Annotated in this window: 25 protein-coding genes; all 25 read left to right on the top strand. The window is 66.7% G+C overall.

The window, feature by feature from the left end:
* The first annotated feature begins 26 nt into the window (after positions 1 to 26).
* Positions 27 to 956 carry a ribonuclease Z gene (gene rnz / locus J4G12_08360; protein ID MCE2455808.1) on the top strand — a complete coding sequence of 310 codons (930 nt, stop codon included), beginning with the start codon at positions 27 to 29 and terminating at the stop codon, positions 954 to 956.
* Positions 953 to 1,870 carry a prephenate dehydrogenase gene (locus tag J4G12_08355; protein MCE2455807.1) on the top strand — a complete coding sequence of 306 codons (918 nt, stop codon included), beginning with the start codon at positions 953 to 955 and terminating at the stop codon, positions 1,868 to 1,870. The genes rnz and J4G12_08355 overlap by 4 nt, the downstream gene beginning before the upstream one ends.
* Positions 1,867 to 3,168 carry a 3-phosphoshikimate 1-carboxyvinyltransferase gene (gene aroA, locus J4G12_08350; protein MCE2455806.1) on the top strand — a complete coding sequence of 434 codons (1,302 nt, stop codon included), beginning with the start codon at positions 1,867 to 1,869 and terminating at the stop codon, positions 3,166 to 3,168. Before J4G12_08355 ends, aroA begins: the two co-directional genes overlap by 4 nt.
* Complete coding sequence (gene cmk / locus J4G12_08345) at positions 3,165 to 3,863, top strand: (d)CMP kinase (protein MCE2455805.1); 699 nt, start codon at positions 3,165 to 3,167, stop codon at positions 3,861 to 3,863. The genes aroA and cmk overlap by 4 nt, the downstream gene beginning before the upstream one ends.
* 200 nt (positions 3,864 to 4,063) lie before the next feature.
* Positions 4,064 to 6,259: a S1 RNA-binding domain-containing protein gene (locus J4G12_08340; protein MCE2455804.1), complete on the top strand. Its 2,196-nt coding sequence runs from the start codon at positions 4,064 to 4,066 to the stop codon at positions 6,257 to 6,259.
* Between the two features lie 212 nt (positions 6,260 to 6,471).
* Positions 6,472 to 7,608 carry an ABC transporter substrate-binding protein gene (locus J4G12_08335; GenBank protein ID MCE2455803.1) on the top strand — a complete coding sequence of 379 codons (1,137 nt, stop codon included), beginning with the start codon at positions 6,472 to 6,474 and terminating at the stop codon, positions 7,606 to 7,608.
* Positions 7,605 to 9,188 (top strand): acyl-CoA carboxylase subunit beta, encoded by a 1,584-nt coding sequence (locus J4G12_08330; protein ID MCE2455802.1) that lies wholly within the window; start codon positions 7,605 to 7,607, stop codon positions 9,186 to 9,188. Before J4G12_08335 ends, J4G12_08330 begins: the two co-directional genes overlap by 4 nt.
* Positions 9,189 to 9,304: 116 nt before the next feature.
* Positions 9,305 to 10,270 (top strand): PDZ domain-containing protein, encoded by a 966-nt coding sequence (locus tag J4G12_08325; GenBank protein ID MCE2455801.1) that lies wholly within the window; start codon positions 9,305 to 9,307, stop codon positions 10,268 to 10,270.
* Between the two features lie 213 nt (positions 10,271 to 10,483).
* Positions 10,484 to 11,980, top strand: a complete 1,497-nt coding sequence (locus J4G12_08320) for an acetyl-CoA carboxylase biotin carboxylase subunit (GenBank protein MCE2455800.1) — start codon at positions 10,484 to 10,486, stop codon at positions 11,978 to 11,980.
* Positions 11,977 to 12,477: a hypothetical protein gene (locus tag J4G12_08315; protein MCE2455799.1), complete on the top strand. Its 501-nt coding sequence runs from the start codon at positions 11,977 to 11,979 to the stop codon at positions 12,475 to 12,477. Before J4G12_08320 ends, J4G12_08315 begins: the two co-directional genes overlap by 4 nt.
* A complete protein-coding gene (locus tag J4G12_08310; GenBank protein ID MCE2455798.1) occupies positions 12,474 to 14,018 on the top strand; it encodes a methylmalonyl-CoA mutase in 1,545 nt (514 codons plus the stop codon). Before J4G12_08315 ends, J4G12_08310 begins: the two co-directional genes overlap by 4 nt.
* Before the next feature lie 119 nt (positions 14,019 to 14,137).
* Positions 14,138 to 14,497 carry a zinc ribbon domain-containing protein gene (locus tag J4G12_08305; GenBank protein MCE2455797.1) on the top strand — a complete coding sequence of 120 codons (360 nt, stop codon included), beginning with the start codon at positions 14,138 to 14,140 and terminating at the stop codon, positions 14,495 to 14,497.
* Positions 14,487 to 16,163 (top strand): arginine--tRNA ligase, encoded by a 1,677-nt coding sequence (locus J4G12_08300; protein MCE2455796.1) that lies wholly within the window; start codon positions 14,487 to 14,489, stop codon positions 16,161 to 16,163. Before J4G12_08305 ends, J4G12_08300 begins: the two co-directional genes overlap by 11 nt.
* A gap of 2 nt (positions 16,164 to 16,165) precedes the next feature.
* The gene (locus J4G12_08295; protein ID MCE2455795.1) at positions 16,166 to 17,224 is read left to right on the top strand and encodes a phosphoribosylformylglycinamidine cyclo-ligase; all 1,059 of its coding nucleotides are present in this window, start codon (positions 16,166 to 16,168) and stop codon (positions 17,222 to 17,224) included.
* 124 nt (positions 17,225 to 17,348) lie between these two features.
* A complete protein-coding gene (locus tag J4G12_08290; protein MCE2455794.1) occupies positions 17,349 to 18,212 on the top strand; it encodes a hypothetical protein in 864 nt (287 codons plus the stop codon).
* Positions 18,213 to 19,436 carry a bifunctional diaminohydroxyphosphoribosylaminopyrimidine deaminase/5-amino-6-(5-phosphoribosylamino)uracil reductase RibD gene (gene ribD, locus J4G12_08285; protein MCE2455793.1) on the top strand — a complete coding sequence of 408 codons (1,224 nt, stop codon included), beginning with the start codon at positions 18,213 to 18,215 and terminating at the stop codon, positions 19,434 to 19,436.
* The gene (locus J4G12_08280; protein MCE2455792.1) at positions 19,409 to 20,005 is read left to right on the top strand and encodes a riboflavin synthase; all 597 of its coding nucleotides are present in this window, start codon (positions 19,409 to 19,411) and stop codon (positions 20,003 to 20,005) included. Before ribD ends, J4G12_08280 begins: the two co-directional genes overlap by 28 nt.
* Positions 20,002 to 21,204: a bifunctional 3,4-dihydroxy-2-butanone-4-phosphate synthase/GTP cyclohydrolase II gene (locus J4G12_08275; protein MCE2455791.1), complete on the top strand. Its 1,203-nt coding sequence runs from the start codon at positions 20,002 to 20,004 to the stop codon at positions 21,202 to 21,204. The genes J4G12_08280 and J4G12_08275 overlap by 4 nt, the downstream gene beginning before the upstream one ends.
* Complete coding sequence (locus tag J4G12_08270) at positions 21,201 to 21,686, top strand: 6,7-dimethyl-8-ribityllumazine synthase (GenBank protein ID MCE2455790.1); 486 nt, start codon at positions 21,201 to 21,203, stop codon at positions 21,684 to 21,686. The genes J4G12_08275 and J4G12_08270 overlap by 4 nt, the downstream gene beginning before the upstream one ends.
* Before the next feature lie 182 nt (positions 21,687 to 21,868).
* Positions 21,869 to 22,300 carry a transcription antitermination factor NusB gene (nusB, locus tag J4G12_08265; GenBank protein MCE2455789.1) on the top strand — a complete coding sequence of 144 codons (432 nt, stop codon included), beginning with the start codon at positions 21,869 to 21,871 and terminating at the stop codon, positions 22,298 to 22,300.
* Between the two features lie 53 nt (positions 22,301 to 22,353).
* Entirely contained in the window at positions 22,354 to 22,680 is a 327-nt protein-coding gene (gene raiA / locus J4G12_08260; protein MCE2455788.1) for a ribosome-associated translation inhibitor RaiA, read from the top strand.
* A gap of 1 nt (position 22,681) precedes the next feature.
* Positions 22,682 to 23,170 (top strand): hypothetical protein, encoded by a 489-nt coding sequence (locus J4G12_08255; GenBank protein MCE2455787.1) that lies wholly within the window; start codon positions 22,682 to 22,684, stop codon positions 23,168 to 23,170.
* Between the two features lies 1 nt (position 23,171).
* Positions 23,172 to 23,645: a PTS sugar transporter subunit IIB gene (locus J4G12_08250; protein MCE2455786.1), complete on the top strand. Its 474-nt coding sequence runs from the start codon at positions 23,172 to 23,174 to the stop codon at positions 23,643 to 23,645.
* A 186-nt stretch (positions 23,646 to 23,831) separates the two neighbouring features.
* On the top strand, positions 23,832 to 24,497 hold the full coding sequence (locus tag J4G12_08245; GenBank protein ID MCE2455785.1) for a PTS sugar transporter subunit IIC: 666 nt from the start codon (positions 23,832 to 23,834) through the stop codon (positions 24,495 to 24,497).
* A 68-nt stretch (positions 24,498 to 24,565) separates the two neighbouring features.
* On the top strand, positions 24,566 to 24,998 hold a 433-nt coding region (locus J4G12_08240), incomplete at its 3' end, for a PTS system mannose/fructose/sorbose family transporter subunit IID (protein MCE2455784.1).

Genomic DNA, 24,998 nt, shown 5'->3' with positions numbered 1-24,998 from the left:
GCGAGGCCGGGGCGGGAGGAACGGGAATTCTCAGGGTCACCTTCCTCGGGACCTCGGCGGCGCGCCCGACATCGGGACGAAACGTCAGCGCGCTCGCGGTCCAGCGCGGCGGTGAACGCTTCCTCTTCGATTGCGGGGAGGGGACGCAGCGCCAGATGATGCGCTACCGCACCGGATTCGGTGTGAACCACGTCTTCGTCACCCACACCCACGCCGACCACATCCTTGGCATTCCCGGGCTTCTCAGAACTATGGCCCTGGAAGGCCGGACCGATCCGATTCGGGTACTGGGGCCGCCGGGTTCGTTTCGCGAACTGCGGGAGATCGTCGAGGTCGGGCAGGGGAGCGCTCGGCTCCCGGTGACGGTCGAGGAGGCGGCGCCCGGCCCGGTCTTTCGCGGCAACGGCTTTCGCCTCGAGGCCTTCCCGGTCTCGCACGGGCGCAGCGCGGTGGGATGGGCCTTGGTGGAGGACGAACGCCGGGGACGCTTCGACGCCGAGCTCGCCGACCGGCTGGGCGTTCCCGACGGACCCGTTCGCGGCCGGCTCCATCGCGGTGAGGATGTGGAGGTCGACGGGAAATTCCTCCGGGGCCGCGATTTCGTGGGCCGTGCGCGCAGGGGGCGCAAGGTGGTCTACACGGGCGACACTCGCCCTGCGGTCACCACTATCGATCACGCCCGCGCGGCCGACCTGCTCGTCCACGAGGCCACCTTCACTGGCGACGAGTCCGCACGGGCACGCGAGACCTTTCACTCGACCGCCTCGGAGGCCGCACGGGTCGCCATGCAGTCGGGGGTGCGCAGGCTGATCCTCACCCACGTGTCGGCTCGTTATTCGGACGATCCCAAGCCGCTTCGTGACGAAGCGCGCGCGATTTTCCCGGAAACCGTGGTGGCTCGGGACGGCATGAGTATCGAGGTGGCTCTCCCCGACGACGAAAACGGCGCGCCGTGACGACCGAATCGGCGCAGCCCAGGCCGATCAGGTCGGGGCCGATCAGGTCGGATCCGGACACGACGGTCGAGCCCGTGCGAGTCGCCGTTCTCGGACTGGGGGTGATGGGCGGCTCGCTCGTCCGTGCTCTGGCAGGTAACCCGGCCTATGAGCTCGCGGGCTGGTCGCCGGTAGCGGACGAGCGCCGAAAGACCCTTGAAGCGGGCCTGCTCCGCAGCGCCTCCTCCGAGCGGCGGGATGCCGTGGAGGCGGCCGACATCGTCGTGCTGGCGACGCCGCTCCGGACGGTGTGCGAGCTTATGGCGGAAATCGCGCGGACCGCTCCGCCGGAAGCCACCGTGACCGATGTCGCCAGCCTCAAGGTGCCGGTTCGGAACGAGGCCAAGCGTGTGGGAGTTTACGAGCGCTGGGTCGGGGCTCACCCCATGGCGGGAAGCGAGAAATCCGGTTTCGACGCTTCCTCGGCGGAGCTCTACTGCGGGGCGCGGGTCTGGATCGCCGACAAGGGGAATTCGGAACCGTCGACGGAAAGAATCGAGCAGGTCGAGGCGCTCTGGCGCGCCGCAGGCGGTGTTCCGGTGCGCACGGACGCCACCGCGCACGACGAGCTCATGGCCGTCGCAAGCCACCTTCCTCAGCTCGCTTCGAACGCCCTGGCGGCCACGCTTCGGCTGATGGACGTCGCGCCGCGGGACCTGGGTCCGGGAGGGAAGGGGATGGTGCGTCTGGCGGCGAGCGCCCCCGGAATGTGGCGCGACATATTCGACGAGGCTCCGGAACAGCTCGCGGAGGGGCTCGATTTGCTCTCCCGTCGTCTCGGAAGCGTGGCCGAACTCGCGAGGGAGCGCAACGGAGCCGAGCTGGCGCGGCTGATGGAATCCACCAGAGGTTGGGTGGAGGAGGGCGGGCGATGACCCGCGTGCTGGTGCCGGGCGACAAATCGATCAGCCAGCGAGCTCTCATCTTCGGTGCCTTGGCCGACGGAGTCAGCCGCCTGCGCGGCGTGCTCGCCGGGGAAGACGCCCGTTCGACCGCCGCGGCGCTCCGTGCCTTGGGTGCCGGCATCCCGGAACTCCCGGAAGACGGTTCCGAGATCGCCGTGCGGGGAGTGGGCCTCGGAGGGCTCGTACCGCCGGAGCGGAGGCTCGACCTCGGCAACAGCGGCACGGGCGCCCGTCTGTTGCTGGGAGTCCTCGCCGGATCAGGGCTCGAAGCCGTAGTCACCGGCGACGCCTCGCTCCGTTCCAGACCGATGCGGCGCATCGTCGATCCGCTCACCGAGCTCGGCGCCTCTTTCGAAGCCCTCGAACGAGACGGCCGCCTTCCGCTCCGGGTGCGCGGTGCGGGCCGAGCGCGGACGCTGGCGTGGTCGAGCCCGGTCGCGAGCGCACAGGTGAAGAGCGCCATCCTGCTCGGGGGCGTGGTGGGGGGAGCGGCGGTGAGCGTGAGCGAGCCGCACCGATCCCGCGACCACAGCGAGCGGATGTTGCGCGCCATGGGTGCGACCGTGCTCGCAGGCGAGAGTCCCGAAGCGTCGGGCTGGCGCGTCGACATGCCGATGCCGCCCTCCCGCCTGGCTCCGCTCGACTACGCCGTACCCCGCGATCCGTCGTCGGCGGCTTTCGCCGCAGCGGCGGCGGTGGTCGGTGCGACCGACGGAGAGCTCGAGCTTCCGGGAGTCGGGCTCAACCCGCACCGCATAGCCTTCTTCAAGGTACTCCGGCGCATGGGCGCCGATGTGAAGGTCGATCACCGACGGCACGCCGGGAACCCTTCGGCGGACTTCGAGCCCGTGGGCGAGGTACGCGCCGGCCCTTCCAACCTTCGCGGTCTGGAAATCCTCCCTCAGGAGGTGCCGGGGATGATAGACGAGTTGCCCCTGTTGGCCGTGCTCGGGGCGGTCGCGGAAGGAGAGACCGTCATCTCCGGAGCCGGGGAGCTTCGCGCCAAGGAATCGGACCGGATCAGCGCTCTCGTCACCAACCTGAGAGCGGTGGGTGCGCAAGTGGAAGAGAGGCCGGATGGCCTGACGGTGTTCGGGTCGCGCAGTCCGCTGCAGGGCCGGGTGCGGGCCTTCGCCGACCACCGCATTGCGATGGCCTTCGCCGTTCTCGGGAGGATCCCCGGGAACGAGATTCAAATCGATACACCGGAGGTCGCCGCGGTCAGCTATCCGGGATTCTGGCGGATGCTTGCGGAAACATGCGCTTGAGGGGCGACCGAGCCGACCCGGTGATCGCCATCGACGGCCCCGGCGGGGCGGGCAAGTCGACGACGGCCCACGCCGTGGCCGAGATCATCGACTGCCGCCATCTCGATTCCGGCGCCCTCTACCGGGCTGTCGCGTTCCAGGTTCTCAGGAACGGCGCTGCGGATCCGGCGCGCACGGATCTGGCGCTGGCCGCCGAAGCCGCCGCGAGGCAGGTAGCTATCGAACCCCTCGGCGACGAACCGTGCTTTCGCGTGCTGGCGGCCGGCGAAGCGCTCGGGAGCGAGTTGCGCGCGCCCGAAGTCACGAGTTTCGCTTCGAAGATCGCGGTATTTCGGGGCGTTCGCGATGAACTGCTCGGACTTCAACGAAAGGCGATTGACCTAGGGGCGATAGTCTGCGATGGCCGGGACATGGGCACGGTGGTCTTCCCCGATGCCGCCCTCAAGGTATTTCTCGTGGCCGAGGTCGAAGAACGGGCGCGCAGGCGCTACCTGGCCAGGACGGACGGCGGTCCCATGCCCGCCACGATGGTCGCCGATCTCAGGATCCGAGACGAACGCGACGCCACTCGGAAACACGCGCCGCTGGCCGAGGCTGACGAGGCCCGAGTCATCGACACCACACTGCTCACCCTGGAAGAGCAGACCGAGATCGTGGCCGAGCTCGCCGTGGAGGCGGGGTTCCGGCGGAGGTAGGTGGACCCCCGGCGCTCGTCTCTTGACTTCCGACATCCGTCTCGCTAAGATGTACGGCTTATCATTTCTGCAACACCGGTGTACGAGACATCGGAACGGGTTCCCCCATGCGGTCCCGTCGTTTCTCCCTCAACTCCGGCGCCCGACCCGGCCGGACATGGGCGCTCCGCGAACGCTGCGGAGCCGACCCGAGCGTAACCATGACCGACGATCAATCTTCTCCCGCCATCTCACCGGAGCTGCTTTACGATCCGTTCGGCGAGGACATCCTCGAGACCTCTACGGAGGAATTCGAGTCCCTCCTCGATGAGCACGGCGCGGATTTCCCGAAATTCAAGCGCGACCAGTTGGTCGAGGCCACCGTTCTCCGTGTCGACGACGGCGGAGTCATCCTCGAGTTCGGGTTCAAGAGCGAAGGCTCGGTGGCCCTGGACGAGTTCAGTCCCCATCCCGTCGAAGGGGATGTGGTCGAGGTCCTCATCGAGAGCCTCGAGGACGAGGACGGAGTCGTGGTCCTCTCCAAGCGCAAGGCGGACTTCTTCCGGGTCTGGGAGCAGATCCGCGAAGCCTTCGAGGCCGAGCGTCCCATCCACGGCACCATCACCCGCAAGATCAAGGGCGGCGCCTCGGTCGACATTCTGGGGGTGGAGGCGTTCCTCCCCGGATCGCAGATCGCCCTGCGCAGGGTGCAGAACATCGACGACCTGGTGGGCCAGGACTTCGATCTCAAGATCATCAAGCTCAACCGCAAGCGGCGCAACATCGTCGTCTCGCGGCGCATCCTGCTGGAGGCGGCCCGCGCGAAGGAGCGGGGAACACTTCTCAAGGAGCTCCTCGTAGGGCAGGTGCGCGAGGGCCAAGTCAAGAACATCACGGACTTCGGCGCCTTCATCGATCTGGGCGGACTCGACGGCCTCCTCCACATCACGGACATGTCATGGGGAAGGGTCAGCCATCCCTCCGAAGTGGTGCAGGTGGGGATGACTCTCGACATCAAGGTTCTCGACGTGGACTGGAATCGCGAGCGCATCTCTCTCGGCCTGAAGCAGCTTCTACCATATCCGTGGCGCGAGATCGACCGGAGGTACCCGATCGGCGCCCGCGTTCGCGGCCGCGTCGTGTCGATCACCAACTACGGCGCCTTCGTGGAACTCGAGAAGGGCGTGGAAGGACTGGTGCACATCTCGGAGATGTCGTGGACGCGCAACGTGCGCCATCCCTCCAAGGTCGTGGAGATCGGTCAGGAGCTCGACGCCGTCATCCTTAAGGTCAATCCCAAGGAGGAGAAGATCTCGCTCGGCATCAAGCAGATCGCGGTCGATCCCTGGCTGACGCTGCATGAGACGCACCGACCCGGCACCAGGCTGACCGGAACCGTTCGCAACCTCACCGCATTCGGGGCCTTCGTGGAGGTCGCGCCGGGCATAGACGGACTCGTGCACATCTCCGACATGAGCTGGACCAAGCGCGTGGACAGCCCTTCGAAGGTGGTGCACAAGGGCCAACAGGTCGAGGTCCTGGTGCTCGAGGTCGATACGAACCAGAAGCGTGTTTCGCTGGGCATGCGACAGCTCCAGGACGATCCGTGGCCGGAGCTCGCCGCACGCTTCACGCCCGGCACCGAAACCGAGGGCACGGTCGCTTCGGTCGAGAAGAAGGGGCTCGTCGTTGAGATCGAGAACGAACTCGACGGCTTCGTACCCATCTCGCTCTCGGGCATCGACGAGGGCGAGGAGCTCGCGCCCTACTATCGCAAGGGCGACGTCGTGACGCTGAGGGTGTCCGAGTTCGACATCAGGAATCGACGGGTGACCCTCTCCGCCGTGGAGAGCCCGGAACGCAGGTCGGCCGATGAAGGGCCGGAAGGCATGCCGGAAGAAGACATCGAGGACGGCGAAAACGGCGGGAACGACGAGGACGGCCAGGACAGCCAGGACGGCGAAAACGGCGAAGACGGCGAGAACGTCGAAGGTGGCGAGAACGTCGAAGGTGGCGAGGACGTCGAAGGTGGCGAGGACGTCGAAGGTGGCGAGGACATCGAAGATGGCGAAGACGTCGAAGATGGCGAGGACGTCGAAGACGTCGAAGACGTCGAAGATGGCGAGGACGTCGATGACGTCGAAGACGTGGAAGATGGCGAGGACATGTCGAGGATGGCGAGGACGTCGAAGACGTCGAAGACGTCGAAGACGGCCAGAACGTCGAAGATGGCGAGGACGGCCAGAACGAGGATGTCGAGGATGGCGAGGACGTCGAGGATGGCGAGGACGTCGAAGATGGCGAGGACGTCGAGAACGAGGACGTCGAGGATGGCGAGGACGGCCAGAACGAGGACGTCGAGGACTGAGACCCGGACAGCCCCTGGGAGGTCTCGATGGTCGATGAGACTCGTTTGAGTCGGAAGGCGCTCTCTCCGGAATCGCGCCCAAAGGGTTCCGGGAACGCAGGATGCCGACGGACGGGTCTGGGTCCCAGGTTCATTTGCGGGCTGCCGGTCTTACTCGCGTGCACGCTCCACGTCTCGTCGCTCTCGGGAGGGCAGTTGACGGAGCCGGAACACCATGCACGGACCTCGACCTCGGACCGGGCTCCACACGCCGAAGACCTCTTGATCGGAGCGGTCCTGCCCCTCAGCGGCCCGCCCGCGCTCTCCTCCTTCGCCGACCTGATCAGGCAGGGTGTCGAACTGGCGGTCGCGGTACGAAACGACCGCGGGGCCGACATCGAACTCCTCATCCGGGATTACAGGGCCGAACCGCTGACCGCTTCGATCCACACGCGCGAGCTTGAATTGCAGGGAGCGGACGGAATGGTCGGCTATCTGGAAGAAGCCGCGCTCAGGGCGGCCGCAGGATACGGAGTTCGCGTTCCGCTGGTGTCTCCCACAGCCCGCAACGCCGACGCCGCCGGCAGGTGGGCCTACTCGCTCGAGGGACCGGACCCGATCTCGGCGCGGAAAATGGCTCGTTTCGCCCGCGAGGAAGGCTACGACCGCGTCGCGGTGCTCCATGAAGGGGCGCCCGCGTCCTACGCCGAGGCTCGAGCCTTCGTCGACGAGGCTGATCGCATCGGATTGCCGGTCATGACCGTGGTCAGCCAGGAATCGGGGGCGCCTCACTTCGCCGACCAGCTTTCGACCCTGGTCACCGCACTGAGATCGGAGGAGATCATGGCGCTCGGGCTCGAGGAGGACGACACGCTCGACGTGAGCCTTCTCGATCCGGTCGCGGCATACATCACGGTCCCCGCCGAAACCCTCGAGCTGCTGGCGCCCCAGTTCACCCACTTCGGTCTCGACACCCTCGGCATCGACATTCTGGGCAACGCGGCGTGGACTCATCCAGCGACGCTCTCGCTCGTCGACGATCGACACACCACCGGGGTTTTCGCCCCGACCGGGTCCCTGGAGGATGGGGCGAACGAGGAAGCGTTCAGACGCCTTTACGAATCCCACTTCGAGCGCACGCTGCTCAGCTCCGTACCGGCTCTGGGCTTCGACGCGGTTCTGGTGCTGCTGGGCGCGATCGAATCGTCGGGCCGGAGTTCCGTCGAGATCCCGGGAGCCACCGGCCTCTTCACCTTCGAGGAAGGTCGCGTTCTCCGGCGAACCCGCATCGTCGAGATCCGGGAAGGAGCTCTGATCGAGCCCGGCTCGATGGTTTTGGATCCGGACACGCTCCTAGCTCCGGTCGTCGATACGATGAGAGGTAACCCACCGGCGGCGCCACGTCCGCATCTCCGATGACGACGAGATCGCTGGAACGTCTCCGAGCCCTCGGCGAGCAGGCCGGGCGCGGGGGTGGGGAGGAGCGTCTGGCCCGGCAGAGGGAAAAGGGCAAACTTACGGCGCGAGAGCGGCTGGAGCTCCTGGCCGACGAGAGCTCCTTCGTCGAAATCGACCGTTTCGCGACGCCGAGGGGGGTGGGGACCGCAGGAGAGAACGCGGATTCCGACGCCGATGTGGCGTTCGGCGATGGGGTCGTTACGGGGCATTGCCGGATCAACGGCCGCCTTACCTATGTCTTCAGCCAGGACTTCACCGTCTTCGGCGGTTCGGTCGCCGAGGCGCACGCGGCGAAGATCGTCAAGATCCAGGAGCTGGCCATGCAGGCGGGCGTCCCGCTCGTGGGGATCAACGACTCCGGCGGCGCCCGCATTCAGGAGGGCGTGGTGGCCCTGGCCGGGTACGCCGACATCTTCTACCGCAACACTCTGGCCTCCGGGGTCGTCCCGCAGCTCAGCGCGATCATGGGTCCGTGCGCGGGAGGGGCCGTCTATTCGCCCGCGATCACCGACTTCATCCATATGGTCCGCGGCACCAGCCATATGTTCGTCACCGGTCCCGACGTGGTACGGACGGTGACCCACGAGGAGATCGACATGGAGGGACTCGGCGGCGCGGACCTCCACGCGAGCGTCTCCGGCGTCGCGCACTTCGTCCACGCTTCGGAGCTCGACTGTCTGGAGGCGATCCGTCGTCAACTCACCTACCTGCCGCAGAACAATCGTGAGCTGCCTCCTGTCTCCGACGACTTCGGGGCTGGAGAGGAAGCTCTCGAACCCCTGAAGTCCGGCGACGATTCGATACTGGAGGTGGTGCCGGAGAACCCCAACCGTTCGTACGACATGCGCGAGGTCATCGCCCGCGTGGTCGACGTGACCTCCTTCTTCGAGGTGCACGAAGCCTTCGCGCGGAACATCGTGGTCGGCTTCGCTCGTCTGGACGGACACTCGGTGGGCGTCGTGGCCAACCAGCCCGCGACGCTTGCGGGCGTGCTCGACATCGACGCGTCGGACAAGGGCGCCCGCTTCGTCCGTTTCTGCGACGCCTTCAACATACCGCTCGTCGTGTTCGAGGACGTTCCCGGCTTCCTTCCCGGAGTCGCGCAGGAGCACGGAGGAGTCATACGGCACGGCGCCAAGCTCCTCTACGCCTTCGCCGAAGCCACCGTCCCCCGCATGACCGTCATCACGCGCAAGGCGTACGGCGGCGCTTACGACGTCATGAACTCGAAGCACATCGGCGGCGATCTCAATCTGGCCTGGCCGCAGGCGGAGGTCGCGGTGATGGGTCCCGAAGGCGCGGTCGAGATCCTCCATCGGAGCGAGCTGGCGGAGGCCGAAGATCCCTCGGAGCTCAAGGTGCGCTTCGCCGCCGAGTATCGCCGCCGTTTCGCCCACCCGTATCTCGCGGCGGCCCGAGGCTACCTCGACGACGTGATCGACCCGCGGGAAACCAGGCCCCGCCTGCTATCCGGGCTTGACGCGCTCAGAACCAAGGATGTGTCGACTCCTAAACGGAAGCACGGCAACATCCCGCTCTGAGGACCTTCCCCGGGTAGGGTTCCCCCTGGTGCGAGCGGCAACCGATTCCGCCCCTGTGGCGTCAAATCGGGTGGAAGGCTCGTTTCACCAATCCTCGCCCCTTGGGAGGTAACCCGATGCATCGCCACCTGCTTCTCGCCCCGTTCCTGCTGGCTCCTCTCACCGTGCCCGCCCTCACCGCACCGGAACCGGCTGTCGCCCAGTCGTCGGACTGCCGCTGTGTCGATCCCACCGGCAAAGAGGTCCTGAACTGCTTATGCCAGCCAACTCCGGCAGTTCCCATCCGATCCTGGGACCTTATCCTTGCGGAAGTCGACCGTCCGCGTCTGGGCGTCACTCTCGCGGACGACCCGGCGGGAGCCATGGTCACGGGGGTGACCGAAGATTCTCCGGCGGCACGCGCCGGCCTCGAGGAGGGAGACATCATCACGGCCATCGACGGTCGCTCCCTGCTTTCGGCCCTGGATGAGAAACCTCTATTTCTCGAAGATCCCTTCAACCTCAACCCCGTGGAACGCCTGGTCGCACTTGCTCGGGACTGGGAGGCGGGCGAACCCGTCGTCGTCACCTATCTGCGGGACGGCGAGGAGAGGAGGGTTACCGCCGAACCCGAAGCTGTGGCAACGGAGGAGCAGAAGGAGCGCCTCGAAAGAGCGCTGGCCCGTTCCGGAAGGGAGCTGGCCCTTAGATCCTTAATGTTGCCCAGCTCCGAGATGGACCCATTGAGTGATCGCGTTCGAGATGCCTCGTCAACCCCCATGCGCGAGTTGACACAACTCGCAGATGGGTTATCGTTTAGATACATGGGCGGGTCGGACTTCGGTATCGAACTCACCGAGATGCACGACGGACTCGCGAGCTATTTCGGCACCGACGAGGGCATGCTCGTTCTCGAAGCGGATAACGAGGAGCTGGGACTCCGCGACGGCGACGTCATCCTTCGCATCGGAGACCGCGAAGCCACGAGTTCATCGCGGGTCAGGCGCATACTGCGCTCATACGGCGATGACGAGGAGGTCCGCATGACCATCATGCGCGAGGGAAGGGAAATCGAGGTGATCGGGAGAATCGGAGACGGCTGAGGACGACCCGGGGGCCGCGATCTGGACGGAGCCGGCGATCTGGACACGGGGCCCCACCGCTGCCGGGCTCTGTGGCTGAACGACCTCGCGGCTGAACGACCCTGCGGCTGAACGACCCTGCAGGGGCAGGGTACTCGGCCCTCACCGCCACCCCTGTCCCCGTTCCGACCGCTTCCTTCAGCTCCGCGACGGGCGAACGTGAAACCCAGCTCCTTGCTCCCGAACCCGCCCGCCGCCGCGCCTTTCGCTTCGATCCTGGTCGCGAACCGGGGCGAGATAGCCGTCCGCATCATCCGGGCCGCCCGCGAGCTGGGTCTGAGGTCGATAGCGGTATATTCCGACGCCGACCGACGTTCGGCCCACGTGTTCGCCGCCGATGAAGCCTACCGCCTCGGAGCCTCGCCCGCCGCCGAATCCTACCTGGCCGCCGACAGGCTCTTGGAGATCGCGCGCGACGTGGAAGCGGAAGCCATCCACCCCGGCTACGGGTTTCTATCCGAACGAGCGGGATTCGCGCGGGCGGTCGAAGATGCCGGCCTCGTCTTCGTAGGGCCCTCTTCCGCCACGATCTCGGCCATGGGAGACAAGACCCGGGCCAGAGCCACCATGGCGGCGGCCGGTGTTCCAGTGGTTCCAGGCTCTCCCGGGCCGGTGGCCGACCCCGACGACGCAAGGAGCGTGGCCGAAGGCCTGGGATACCCTCTTCTCCTCAAGGCGGCGGCCGGTGGAGGCGGGAAAGGCATGCGGGTGGTCCGCGACGAGGAGGAGATCGCGATCGCCTTCGAGATGGCGAGACGCGAGGCGGAGGGTGCCTTCGGCGACGGTTCCCTCTTTCTGGAACGCTACTTGGAGCGGCCTCGACACATCGAGGTTCAGGTGCTCGGCGACGCGCACGGCAACATCGTTCATCTGGGCGAACGCGAGTGCTCCATCCAGCGCCGGCACCAGAAGCTGATGGAAGAGGCCCCCGCTCCCTCTCTCACCGACGATGAACGCGGATTCGTCCACGCCGCAGCGTTGAAGGCGGCTCGAGCGGTCGAGTATCGGAGTGCGGGCACGGTGGAGTTTCTCTTCGAGCGAGACGAGTTCCACTTCCTCGAGATGAACACCCGCATCCAGGTCGAGCACCCGGTCACCGAGCTGGTTTCCGGCATCGACATCGTCACGGCTCAGCTCGAGGTGGCCATGGGCAGGGAGCTCGAATTCTCGCAGGAAGACGTCGCGTTTGCCGGACACGCCATCGAATGCCGGATTGCGGCCGAGGACGCGTCCTTTCTGCCGGCGACAGGCCGGGTCCGCGAGCTCTGGGTTCCCAGCGGTCCGGGAACGCGCTGGGACGGAGGGATCGTGGCCGGCCAGGAGGTCACCCTCCATTACGATTCCCTGCTCGGCAAAGTGATCGTCCACGCCCCCGACCGGGCCCGCGCCATATGTCGCATGGAACGCGCCCTCGACGAACTCGTCGTCGCGGGAGTGGAGACGACCACGCCTTTCCACCGCAGGCTCCTCGCCCATCCGGCGTTCCAAGCCGGCGAGCTCTCGATCCGCTTTTTGGAGGAGTACCCGGAGCTCGCTTCCGGCAAGGAAACCGACCTCGAACCGCTGGTTGCGCTGGCGGCCGTCCTGTCCGAACGCGGTGCCGTTTCGGGAGTAGCGCCGCGCCTACCGCTCCGGGAGCCGGTCAGGCCGGGTTGGAGGGGGCGGGGATGAGAAGCCGAGTCACTCTTGTGAACGGAAATCGATACGAAGTCGAGATCGACGGCGGGAGAGCGGCGGTGAACGGAGAAAGCGTGGCTTCTCACCTGGAGAAAGTAGCCGACTCCGGGGTGGATTCGCTCCTCGCCGACGGTCGTTCGCATCGTGTCGTCCGCGCCCACGAGAACGACGGAATCGAGATCGACGGTATTCGCTTCCGAGTGAGGACGCTGTCGGCGGTCAGGGAGCGTCTGAGCGCGAGGGTCGGTGGAGACGTCGCCCGCCGCGGTCCCGAGCCGGTGCGAGCGCCCATGCCCGGCATGGTGGTCGCGGTTCGGGTAGCGTCCGGCGACCTCGTCGAGGCAGGCCAAGGCGTCGCCGTCGTCGAGGCCATGAAGATGGAGAACGAGCTGGTCAGTCACCTCGCCGGTACGGTGCGGAGCGTGAAGGTCGGTCGGGGCGACCGGGTCTCGAAAGGCGAGGTCATCGTCGAATTCGAGGCGGACCGATGACGGAACGTGGGCGGTCCACCGTATCCGGGATTCCGATCGACGAGATCTACGGCGAACAGCGGGCCGGCGAGTATCCCTTCACCCGCGGCGTACATGCGAACATGTACCTGGGACGGCTGTGGACGATGCGCCAGTATGCCGGCTTCGGCACCGCCGAGGAGACCAACCGACGCTTCAGGTACCTGCTGGCCAAGGGTCAGACCGGCCTCTCGGTGGCGTTCGATCTGCCGACCCAGATGGGACTCGATTCCGACGACGACCGGGCGCTCGGCGAGGTCGGTCGCGTAGGGGTGGCCATCGACACCCTCGACGACATGGGAAGGCTCTTCCACGACATCGAGCTGAACTCGGTCTCGGCCTCCATGACCATCAACGCCACCGCCGCCATTCTCGTGGCCCTCTATGTCGCGCTCGCCGATGAACGAGGCGTCCCGCGGAGCTCGCTCGCGGGAACCGTTCAAAACGACATCCTCAAGGAGTATGTGGCCCGCGGCACCTACATCTACCCGGTCGAGCCCTCTCTCCGTCTGACCTCGGATCTCATCGAGTTCTGTTCCCGCGAGCTTCCGCGCTGGAATCCCATCTCGATCTCCGGATACCACATGCGCGAGGCCGGATCGACCGCTCCGCAGGAGGTCGCCTTCACTCTGGCGAACGGCATCGAGTACGTGGACAGGGCGCTCGCCACCGGGATGGAGGTGGACGATTTCGCTCCAAGGCTCTCGTTCTTTTTCGCCGCGCATACCGAGCTCCTCGAGGAAGTGGCGAAATTCCGCGCCGCCAGGAGGATGTGGGCGCACATCATGCGCGAACGCTTCGGGGGCTCCGACCGTTCCTGCCGACTCCGTTTCCACACGCAGACCGGCGGTTCGACCCTGACGGCCCAGCAGCCCCTCAACAACGTGGTCCGGGTCACGGTCCAGGCCCTCGCGGCCGTGCTGGGCGGCACGCAATCGCTCCACACCAACAGCTTCGACGAGGCCCTCGCGCTTCCCACGCGGGATTCCGCGCGTCTGGCGCTGAGGACGCAGCAGGTCATCGCGTCCGAGACCGGTGTCGCAGGCACGGTCGATCCGCTCGGAGGCTCGCATTTCGTGGAAGCCCTTACGGACGAAGTGGAGCGCCGGGCTCGCCTGCACCTGGAGCGGATTCATGAACTCGGGGGAGCGGCGCGGGCGACCGGATACATGCAGGACGAGATTCACCGCGCCTCCTACGCCCATCAACTCGAGGTCGAAGCGGGTCGCCGCAAAGTCGTCGGCGTGAACCTCCACGTCCAGGATTCGCAGCCTCCTTCACCACCATCGCCCGACTTCGGGGTCCTCGAGCGGCGCCAGGCGAACAGGTTGTCGGCGTTCAGGGAAGATCGAAACCGAGAACAGGTCGCGGGATGCGTCGCCCGGCTCACGGAGCTGGCCTCCGGGACCGAAAACCTCGTTCCGGGCATCATCGACGCGGTCAAGGCCGGCGCGAGCGTCGGTGAGATCAGCGGGGCGCTCCAGCGGGTGTGGGGACGGTACCGGCCCGCGAACCGGGTGTAGACCGTCGGCCAGAGCCGGCCTTGACCAAATGCCCTAACTCGTTATAATCCGCCCCGGTGCGAGGTGGCGGCTATTCGGGCCGGGACCTCCTCGGCGTCCGAGGCCTCCATGTGGAACCCATGCCCACCTACGAATACCTCTGCAAGGCCGGTCACGCGTTCGAGCTCTTCCAGCGCATGTCGGACCCGCCGGCCGGTGAATGTCCGCGTTGCGGCGGTGAAGCGTCCCGGAAAATAACCGGCGGAAGCGGATTCCTCTTCAAGGGAGACGGCTTCTACATCACCGACTACCGTTCGGAGGAGTACCGCAGGAAGGCGAAGTCCGAAAGCGGCGAAGTCGGCGGCGAAGTCGGCGGCGGATCCGGCGCCGCGAAGGCTTCGGAAAAGAACGGCAAGAGAGCCGGCAAGTCCGAGAAGAGCGAGATCGCGACGTCGAGCGGCGACGCCGGAGGCGACGGGAAGGGAAGCGGTGATAGCTGACCCGGCCCTCACAGCCGAGCTCGGCAGGGTGCTCGGCGAATTGGGCGTGGACATAGAAAAGGTGCATCTCGAACGCCCGCGCGATCTCTCGCTGGGGGACGCCTCCTCCAACCTCGCCCTGACCCTCGCTCGCAGGCTGCGCCGACCACCGAGGGAGATAGCCGAGGAGATCCGTGCCCGTCTCGACATGAGGGCGGCCGGGCTCGACTCCGTCGAGGTGGCCGGTCCCGGATTCCTCAACTTTAGGCGTTCGGCGGAGGCCAGGGGAGCTCTCCTCTCGGAGATCATCGCGGAAGGGCGCGACTACGGCTCTTCCGACGAAGGCGGAGGCCGCCTCGTCATGGTCGAATTCGTATCCGCCAACCCGACCGGCCCGCTCCACCTCGGCCACGCCCGCCAGGCGGCGCTCGGTGACGCCACCGCCTCCATCCTCGAGTTTCGAGGCTGGAAGGTACATCGCGAGTACTACTACAACGACGCCGGCCTCCAGATCGAGCGGCTCGCGAAGAGCGTCCACGCGCGCTACCTCCAGAAGCTCGGTGTCGACGGCCCCGACGCGGAAGTGCCTGAGGAAGGCTACCACGGCGCCTACGTCGCCGAGATCGCGTCGGCTCTCGTGGAGTCGGAAGGCCGGGCGCTCGCCGAGTCCGTTCCGGAAAACCTCGACCGCGCCCGGAACTTCGCCGTGGCCGCCATCAGATCCGAGCAGGACCGCGATCTCGCCCGCTTCGGAGTACGCTTCGACGAGTACTACCTGGAATCTTCCCTTTACGACGAAGGCATGGTGGACCGGGCCGTCGCGGATATCGACGCCGAGGGGCACGCCTTCGGGCTCGACGGCGCGGTCTGGCTCCGGGCAACGGATTTCGGCGACACCAAGGACCGCGTGATGGTGCGGAGCGACGGGCGGCCCACCTACTTCGCCGCCGACGTCGCCTACCACCGTCACAAGTGGAATAGAGGTTTCAAACGGGTTGTGAACGTTCAGGGAGCCGACCACCACGGTACCGTTGCCCGGGTGCGTGCCGGCCTCCAGGCGCTCGGAATCCCGGAAGGCTATCCCGAGTACGTTCTTCACTCGATGGTCCGTGTCGAGCGAGGCGGTGAAGAGGTCAAGGCCTCGAAGCGCTCCGGCACCGGCTACACCATGCGCGAACTCGTCGACGAGGTGGGCGCGGACGTCGCCCGCTACTTCTTCCTCATGAGCAGGTCGGAGGCGCAGATGGTCTTCGACATCGATCGAGCTCTCGACAGGTCCGACAAGAACCCCGTATACAAGGTCCAGTACGCGCACGCTCGGCTATGCGCGCTCTTCGTCAAGGGAGGCGTCAACCGATCCTCGGTCCCCAGCACGGGCTTCGACGCGGGACTCCTCGCGCTCCCCGAAGAGCGGACTCTGCTCCTGGCCCTCGAGAACTTTCCCGTGGCTCTGGAGCGCGCCGCTCGTCTGCGGGCGCCGCACCTCATATGTTCCAGTCTGAGCGAGATAGCCGGAGCCGTGAACTCGTGGTATCATTCCGGCCATCCGGCGCGGTCTCCCGAGAAGGCCGCGCTAGTCGATGATCCGGGTCTCCGGGCAGCTCGTCTCGCGCTGGCTCGGGCGTCTCAGACGGTCATCGGGAACGGGCTCCGCATCCTGGGCGTGCAGGCGCCGGAGAGGATGTAGCCGTGAACGGATCCGAGAAGAAACTTCCAAGGCGGAGCCGGGCGGGACTGACGTACAAGGATGCCGGTGTCGATCTCGACGCCGCCGCGCGCGCCAAGAGCAGGCTGGTCGAGATCGTCGGATCCACCTACGGGAAGCTCACCGTATCTGGAGCGGGCGGCTTCGGCGGAGTCCACGCTCTCCCTTCCGGCATGCGCCGGCCTCTCCTGGTGTCGAGCGCCGACGGCGTTGGAACCAAGCTCCGCCTCGCCTTCGAGAGCGGCAGACACGACACGGTCGGCCAATGCCTGGTGAATCACTGCGTCAACGACATCCTCGTCCAAGGGGCGCGCCCCCTCTTCTTCATGGACTATCTGGCGATGGGCAGGCTGGACGAGGAGGTCGTGGCCGATGTCGTGGGCGGGGTCGCCCGCGCTTGTCGGGCGAACTCCACGAGCCTGCTCGGGGGCGAGACCGCGGAGATGCCCGAATTCTACCGTCCCGGAGAGTACGATCTGGCTGGCTTCATCGTGGGTGTCGTCGAAGAGGACCGGCTCGTGGACGGGTCGAGAGTCCGCTCGGGCGACTCCATAGTCGCGCTGGCGTCATCCGGTCTGCACACCAACGGATACTCGCTTGCCCGACGTATCGTGGCCGAAATGGGGCTGAAGGCCGACGACACCCTTCCCGGAACCGGACACAGCGTCGCCGACGAATTCCTCCGGGTGCATCGTTCCTACGCTCCGGCGCTTCTACCTCTGGTCGAGCGGGGGATACCTCGCGCCCTCGCTCACGTCACAGGCGGCGGGATAGAGGGAAATCTGCCTCGGGTCCTGCCCGACGGTCTCGGTGCGCGCATCCGCAGGGGATCCTGGCCGGTGCCGTGCGTCTTCGGGGCGCTCGCCCGAGGCGGCGACGTGGCCCCGGAGGAGATGGCCAGGGTCTTCAACATGGGCGCCGGGATGCTCGTGGTCGTGGCCCCGGAGGATCGATCGACCGTTCTGGCGTCCTCGGCGGAGGCCGGGATCGCCGCGTTCAAGATCGGCGACGTGGTAGAGGGCGATTCGGTTGAGTATCTGTAGCGGATCCGGCTCGAGCGATGCGGTCTCGGGCCGTGCATGCATAACGAAAGGCCCGTGCTTCCTCGCGCTGCTCGCGACTCTCTTCGGCGCCTCGTCATCGCAGGCAAGGCTGTCGGCGCAGAGTGTGAGGCCTCTTGTGGAGAGCTGCGTCGCTCAGCTCGCCAACCCTGCGGGACGATGCGGCCAAGCTGCGGTGGCGGCGCTGGAATCGGTCGACCAGGTGACGTTTCTCAGCGGATTCGGCACCGAGATACCGGGATCGGCGTCAACTCTGGGAATGCGCTTCGGCCGCTCTTCCCGGGTGGCGGCATGGCTGAGGACCGGCGCCGCGTCGGCCTCCCTTCCAACCGTGCTTGCGCGGGACGGCGGGACCCGGGCCTCCTCGTTCATCGTCCCCGCCGCTCGTTTGGGGATCGCAAGCGGCGTGTGGGACGGTTTGCGCATCGCTCCCACCCTTTGGGGACTCTTCTCGATCGACCTGATCGCGGAGGGGGGGGTGACGCGCTTCCCTACCGGAAAAGGCTACGAAGGCTGGGTGACGGGCTTCGGCCTGGGCGCACGCATCGGCGTCCTGCGAGAGTCCTTCACGGTTCCCGGAATCACCCTCTCCGCCAGACGGCAGTACAGCCGCACCGTGCGTCTCGGCGACGGCGACTCCGCGGCCGAGATCTCGAGTCTCCCGCGGGTGACCGCGCTCAGGGCCACGATGGGGAAGGACCTCGTCGCTCTCGGGATCGTGGTCGGAGTCGGACTCGATCTCTACGACGCCGACCTCGAAATGCGGGTCGACGACGCCCGGACGGAGGGTTCGATTTCGGGAGATCGTCGCCTCTACTTTGGAGGACTCTCCTGGAACTTCCTCTTCATCCAGCTCTCGGCCGAAGCGGGACTCGCCGAGGGGATGGAGGAAATCTCGGGCTCGCTGGAGAGCTGGGCTCCCGAAGGCCGGGCGACCTTTCTCAGTCTCGCCATACGGCTTACGATCTGAGTGATCGGATCCGCCGATCAGGAAGCGCCGAAGTGCGGCCCGGAGGTCGCTCCCGCCGAACGCTCGCACATGGACCGCGCCTGGGAGATCTCGCTCATGGGATGGGGCCGGGTCCATCCCAACCCGATGGTCGGCTGCGTCCTGGCACGCGGCGACGAGGTCGTCGGGGAGGGATTCCACGCCGAATTCGGAAGGTCCCACGCCGAGATCGTCGCTTTGGCTGAGGCGGGCGACCGCTCCTTCGGCGCCGCCGCCTTCGTCACCCTGGAGCCCTGCGCCCACCTGGGCAAGACACCCTCCTGCGCCCGGGCCCTCTACAATGCCGGAATCGAGCGGGTGGTCTTCGGCGCAGCCGATCCCGGTCCGGGGGCGGGAGGTGCGCAGTGGCTGGAGTCCCGGGGAATTCCGACCACAGGTCCGGTCTGGAGCGCCCGTTCGGCCCGGACCCACAATCCCGCCTTCTTTCACGAACACGGGCCGCACCGCCGGGGGGGCCGGTCGGGCTCGGATACCGGAAACCCGAAGACACCCTATCTGGCGATCAAGCTAGCGATGAGTCTGGACGCGCGCATCGCGGCGAAGCCCGGCGAGACGACCCGCATCACCGGCGACGACGCACAGGTGGAAACGCACAGGCTCCGCAGCGGCTTCGACGCCATAGTGGTGGGATCCGGAACCGCGCTGGTCGACGACCCCAGCCTCACCGTGCGCAGGGCTGCGCAGGGCCGGCCGCCCGCCCGCGTCGTCGTCGACTCCCGAGCCCTGCTCCCTCCGACCGCCAGGATGGCGACCGACGGCAAGGCGCCGGTCCACGTCCTGACGACAAGAAGCGCCTCTCCCGAACGGGTGGCGAGACTGGAAGCCGCCGGTGTGCGGGTTCATCGCGTTCCCGGCGGTGACGAAGGCCGGGTCGATCTGCGAGCGGCGCTCGTTCTGACCTGGCGGTTGGGAATGCGCTCGCTTCTCTGCGAAGGCGGCGGAGCGCTTGCGTCCGGGTTCCTCGAAACCGGCCTCGCGAGCCACGTCTACCTCTTCACAGCCCCTAAATTACTTGGCGGCCGGGGTGTGCCGGCGTTTCCCGATGGAGAACGGGCATTCCCCATGGCGGGCGCGAGCGTCTGGCGTCCGGTCGCGGCGCCGCGCCGGCTTGGCGAGGACCTGCTCCAGGTCTTCGAGACAACCAGGGAGGATCTAGAGTGTTCACAGGCATCGTCGAAGCCGTAGGAGAGGTGGTTCAGCTCGAACCGCTCGGCGGCGGCATGACCAGGTGTCGAGTGCGGGCTCCGGAGATCGCCCCCCAGATCGGAGCCGGAGACTCGGTCGCGGTCGACGGCGCCTGCGTCACCAACACGGGATCGGACCGGCGCACCTTCTCGTTCGAACTCATACCCGAGACGCTCTCCCGGACCCTTGCGAGCGAATATCGACCGGGCCGCTCGGTCAACCTCGAGCTCGCGCTTCCCGCCTCCGGCAGATTCCAGGGCCATTTCGTCCAAGGCCATGTCGACGGGGTCGGTCGCACGCTCTCCCTCGAGGAGCGCGAGCAGGGAGCCGAGCTGCGGGTCCAAGTACCCGAGAAGGTGCACGCGCTCTCCGTGGCCCAAGGCTCGATCGCCCTCAACGGAGTCAGCCTGACCGTCGCCAGACTAGGATCGGAGCGACAGGTGGCGGTCGGCCTGATCTCGCACACGCTGAAACACACCAATCTCGGGAAGCTGCGGGCGGGAGATCCCGTCAACGTGGAAGGGGATATCCTGGCCAAGTACGTGGCCCGCGCCGGCGCGCTCCGATGAAGTTCGATTCGGTGCGGGACGCCATCGACGACATCGCCGCCGGTCGCATGGTGATCGTCGCGGACGACGAAGACCGTGAAAACGAAGGCGACCTGGTCATGGCGGCGGAGAAGGTCACACCGGAGGCGGTCAATTTCATGACCCGCCACGGCCGAGGCCTCATCTGCGCCGCACTCACGGAAGAGAGGGCGAGGGCGCTCGACCTCCCGCCCATGGCCAGGAACAACACCGACCCCCAGCGCACCGCGTTCACCGTCTCGGTCGACGCGCACCGGAAGTTCGGAGTAACGACCGGGATCAGCGCGCAGGATCGGGCGCGAACGATTGAGCTTCTCGCCGACGAGACCACGCGTCCTGAAGACCTGCGCCGCCCCGGGCACATCTTTCCACTCGTCGCGAAGCCGGGAGGAGTGCTGAGAAGGGTGGGCCAGACCGAAGCGTCGGTCGATCTTGCGGAAGCGGCCGGACTCTCGCCCTTGGGAGTCATCTGCGAGATACTCAACGAGGATGGCACCATGGCCCGGCGCTCCGACCTCCTCGAGTTCGCGAGCGACCACGGGCTCCGTTTCATAACGACCGCTCAACTCGTCGCCTACCGTCTCCGAAGAACCCGGATCGTGGAGAGGGTGGCGGACGCCAGGCTGCCGACGAAGCTGGCCGAGTTCCGGGTAGCGGCCTTCGCCAGCGTTCTGGACGGACGCGAGCACATCGCGCTCATCAAGGGCGACCTCTCCGGAGAAGACGGCATACCGCTTGTCCGCATGCACTCCGAATGCCTCACCGGCGACGTCTTCGGCTCCGTTCGTTGCGACTGCGGAGAACAGTTGCGCACCGCGCTCTCGATGGTGGCCGATTCGGGGTGCGGCGCGGTCGTCTATCTGCGCCAGGAGGGAAGGGGCATCGGGCTCAGCGCCAAGGTCAAGGCGTACCACCTCCAGGACGGCGGACTCGATACCGTCGAGGCGAACCGACACCTGGGTTTCAAGGCCGACCTGCGCGATTACGGAATCGGCGCGCAGATCCTCCTCGATCTGGGAATCCGCCGCCTGCGGCTGCTCACCAACAATCCGCGCAAGATCGTCGGGCTGGACGGTTACAACCTCGAGATCACCGACCGCGTGCCTCTCAAGATCGAGCCCGGCGAACACAACCGACGTTATCTCGAAACCAAGCGGCTCAAGCTTGGGCACGTCCTGTGAGCGATGCACGGCCGAAGCCTGCGGCCTTCGGGGACGCGGACCTCTCAGGGCGCCGTTTCACCATCGTCTGTGCTCGCTTCAATTCGGAGGTGACCGACGGTCTGCTTTCGGGCGCTCTCCGCTGCCTGAACGAGCTCGGAGCAGCTCCGGATTCCGTCCGCGTCCATCGCGTTCCGGGCGCTTGGGAGCTGCCGCAGGCCTGCGCTCGGGTGGTGTCGGCGGCCGAGGCGGACGCCGTCATCGCGCTCGGCTGCGTGGTCAGGGGCGAAACTCAGCACTTCGACTACGTGTGCGGCCGCGCCGCGCTCGGGTTGGGAGCCCTGGCCGACGCTGCCCCGATTCCGGTCACCTTCGGCGTGCTTACCGCAGACACGATGGAGCAGGCTCTGGCCCGTTCCGGAGACGACGGGAAAAACAAGGGCCGCGAAGCCGCCGCCGCCGCCGCCGAGATGATCGCCGTTTTCGGGCGGATCGGCGGTTAGCGGCCCGTGGACATATATCTCACGGCATTCGAAGATCGCGGCGTCCGCGCCGGACCGCTGCGCTCCGTTTCGGTCTTCGGGCGAACAGCGGCGTGGTTCACCCTTCATCGCGCCTTGCCGGCGCGACGCTACCCGCTCTCGGCGCTCGCGCAAGATCGTCCGTGGGCTGGCAGGCGGACGGTGTGAAGCGTGCCGCGCGCCCCTTCCTCGACCGGACGCGGGCCCGAGCGTGGGCCGTGCAGGTCCACTACCACTGGGAAACCGCACTTCCACGGGGAACCGTCCTCGATGCGCTTGCCGAGGTCGCGGCCACACGGCACATCTCTCCAGCCAGATTGAGCTATGTCGTTGAACTGCTTGAACTTCTGCACCTCAGGCTCGAAGAGATCGACGCCCGAATCTCGGGCAATCTGGAAAACTGGAAGCTCTCCCGAATCTCTCGCATCGATCGGGCGATCATCCGGATCGCCAGCGTCGAGATACTCTACGTCGACGACGTGCATGCGAAGGTCGCGATCCAGGAGGCGGTGAGAATCGCGGACAGCTACGGCGGCGGCGATTCCCCAGGATTCGTCAACGGCGTCCTTGACGGCATCTACCGCCGAAGTGGGTAATGGCGTAACCTTGGCATCGACTCAGGAACATCCCGAACCAATGGAGGTGAGGAGTGAAAGTCAGCATCAGCGCCCGTAACTGCCGCGTCGCGCAATATGTCCAGCGCATGGCGGAACGTCAGGTCGGCAGACTCTCGAAATTCCATGTGCGGGCCAGATCGGCCGATGTGATCTTCTCGGAGGAGAAACGCACTCGCGAGGTGGAGGTGGTGATGCGGATCGAGGGAGGCCCGAGCGTCGTGGCGAGAGGAGAGGCTCACGACTTCCGCACGGCCCTGGATCAAGTGGTCGGCCACCTCTCGAGAAAGTTGCGCAGACTTCGCGACCGTGACCGCGACCATCAGGCCCAGAAGCCGAGCGCACTTCCGGACGCCGGATAGGGTGACGGACGTCTGTGGAGAGGGCGACCTCTCTCGGAGAGAACCCGACACCCAAGCGCTCGAAACGCGCACGGCCGGCCCGGCGCAGGTCGAAGTCGCTTCGGAAGACCGTCGGGTCATAGGGATAGTGGTCGCGCACGGGAGGCTGGCGCATGGACTGGTGTCTGCGGTCAAACGCATCGCCGGCGGCGGCGCCGAGATTCTCCGACCCTTGTCGAACGAGGGACTCTCACCTGAGGAGCTCTGCGATCGGATCGAGGAGATGGCGGCCGGTCATCCCACGCTTGTCTTCTCCGACCTGGGAACGGGAAGCTGCGGCTTCGCCGCGCACGCCTGCTGCCGCGACAACAGAGCGCGGGTGGCGGTGGGAGGAGTCAACCTTCCCATGCTCCTGACCTTCGTCTACGCCGAACGCGACCGCCCCGGGGAGATAGCGCGGAAGATGGTGGAATGCGGACGGGACGCGATCTCCTTCGGAGCGGGGGACTGACTTGATCGTCCTCATACGCGTCGACGAGCGTCTGATCCACGGACAGGTAGTGCTCGGTTGGGGCACCAGGCTCAGGATCGACCGCTACGTCGTCGCGGACGACGAACTGGCGGTCTCGGACTGGGAGCAGGACATCTACCGCCTCGGCGCGGGCGGGGTCGAGGTCGTGTTCTCGACCGTGTCGCGAACGCGCGAGCAGCTCGAAGGCTGGCGCGAAGACCGGACCCGTACGGCGCTGCTCACCCGGGACGTCGCCTCCATGCGCGAAGTCGCTCGAGACGGCGTGCTGAGCGGATGCGAGGTCAACCTTGGCGGACTCTACCACCGCCCGGGGAGGAACCGGCGGCTGAGCTACGTACACCTCTCCAAGAGCGAGGCGGCCTGTCTGCTCGAACTCGAGAATTCGTCCGTCCGCGTTGAGGCCAGAGATCTTCCGGAGAGCGCACCGGTCGGCCTCGCGGCCCTACTGTCTTAGGCAGCCCGTGAACAAAGCCTCCCACGGCGTTCGAGCTGCGCCGCATCCGCGCCGGACGCTGCTCTCCGTGTTGCTCTTCGGGCGAAGAGCGGTGCTATTCGCCCCTCATCGCGCCTTGCCGGCGCGGCGCTTCGCCCCTCTCGGCGCTCGTGCGAGCTGCGCCGCGGGCTGCCGGCAGCCCTGACGGTGTCGCCGATCCTGCCCCTGCTCGGGGGCCTGCTGGCCATCGACTCTACCTCGGTGGGCCAGTTCATGATCTCGCGCCCCCTCGTGTCCGGAGCCGTGGCCGGTTGGGCTCTCGGGGTCCCGATGATCGGCGTGGCCGTGGGCGCGACCTTGGAGCTCTTCGCGCTCGCCACGCTTCCCAGCGGCGTGACGCAACTCCCCGACACCACCGCAGGCACGCTGGTAGCCGTGGCCTGTGCTGCAGCCGGGAACGAGGTCGGCTCCTTCCCCTTCGCCATAGCGTTCGGGCTGGGCTGGGGACGGCTGGGCGAGGAATCCGTGCAATGGCTTCGCTCCGTCAACTCGAGGCTGGTCCCCGAGCTGAGGACGCGGACGCGCGGGCGGGTCAGCCCCGGCCGGCTCGCCCGCATCCATCTCTTTTCCATCACTCTCGATTTCGCGCGCGGCGCCGTGGTGACCGCCACCGGAGCAATCCTGGGGACGGCGACGGTGAGACGAATCGAAGCGGCGTGGCCGCTGGCCGATCGGCTCACGATCACGCTGATCGTCGCTGCGGGAGCGGTCTCGCTCGGCATTCTCGCCGCAGATTTCTTCGAGGGTCGGCGCGCAATGCTCCTGGTGGTGGCGGGAGTTGTCGCGGCCGCCCTGGGGACGACGGTCCTGTGAGCGACCGCCACCTGGGTCCCGATCTCCGCCCTCTCGGGCTTGATCGCCGGACGAGGTTCTCCGTCCTCATGCGATCCTTCCTTGTGCAGGGTTCCTGGAATTTCCGCACCCTCCTGGGCACCGGCTTCGCGTTCGCGCTTCTACCCGTCCTGAAGAAGCTTCACGCAGGAGATCGCAACGCCCTAGAACGTGCGACCTTGCGCTCCTCCGGCTATTTCAACACCCACCCGTATTTCTCCCCGCTCCTGCTCGGCGCGACCGCCCGACTTGAGTGCGAGGGAACCGACCCTGATGAGATCGAGAGACTCAAGCAAGCAGGTGGGTCGGCTCTCGGAGGGCTCGGCGACGCCTTGATCTGGGGTGCGCTCCTGCCTCTTTCGTCGGTGCTGGCCCTCTTCCTCTGGTTCGCGGGCACGGCTTCGGCGGCTACCCTGGCGATTTTCCTCGTCGTCTTCAACTTCGGGCACCTGCTCCTGCGCAAATGGGCTCTCTCCACCGGCA

The organism is Gemmatimonadota bacterium, assembly GCA_021295815.1.
In the GTDB taxonomy this organism is placed as follows: Bacteria; Gemmatimonadota; Gemmatimonadetes; order Longimicrobiales; family Gaopeijiaceae; genus JAGWBQ01.
The sequence above is the reverse complement of the archived record's forward strand: the minus strand, read 5'-3'. Positions and strand labels throughout refer to the sequence as shown.

What these genes read in the sequence shown, in the direction of transcription:
- J4G12_08275 (MCE2455791.1), top strand. Translation starts at nt 20,002, where the DNA reads ATGAAGTTCGATTCGGTGCGGGACGCCATCGACGACATCGCCGCCGGT.
- J4G12_08315 (MCE2455799.1), top strand. Translation starts at nt 11,977, where the DNA reads ATGAGAAGCCGAGTCACTCTTGTGAACGGAAATCGATACGAAGTCGAG.
- aroA (MCE2455806.1), top strand. Translation starts at nt 1,867, where the DNA reads ATGACCCGCGTGCTGGTGCCGGGCGACAAATCGATCAGCCAGCGAGCT.
- J4G12_08330 (MCE2455802.1), top strand. Translation starts at nt 7,605, where the DNA reads ATGACGACGAGATCGCTGGAACGTCTCCGAGCCCTCGGCGAGCAGGCC.
- J4G12_08310 (MCE2455798.1), top strand. Translation starts at nt 12,474, where the DNA reads ATGACGGAACGTGGGCGGTCCACCGTATCCGGGATTCCGATCGACGAG.
- J4G12_08325 (MCE2455801.1), top strand. Translation starts at nt 9,305, where the DNA reads ATGCATCGCCACCTGCTTCTCGCCCCGTTCCTGCTGGCTCCTCTCACC.
- J4G12_08340 (MCE2455804.1), top strand. Translation starts at nt 4,064, where the DNA reads ATGACCGACGATCAATCTTCTCCCGCCATCTCACCGGAGCTGCTTTAC.
- J4G12_08305 (MCE2455797.1), top strand. Translation starts at nt 14,138, where the DNA reads ATGCCCACCTACGAATACCTCTGCAAGGCCGGTCACGCGTTCGAGCTC.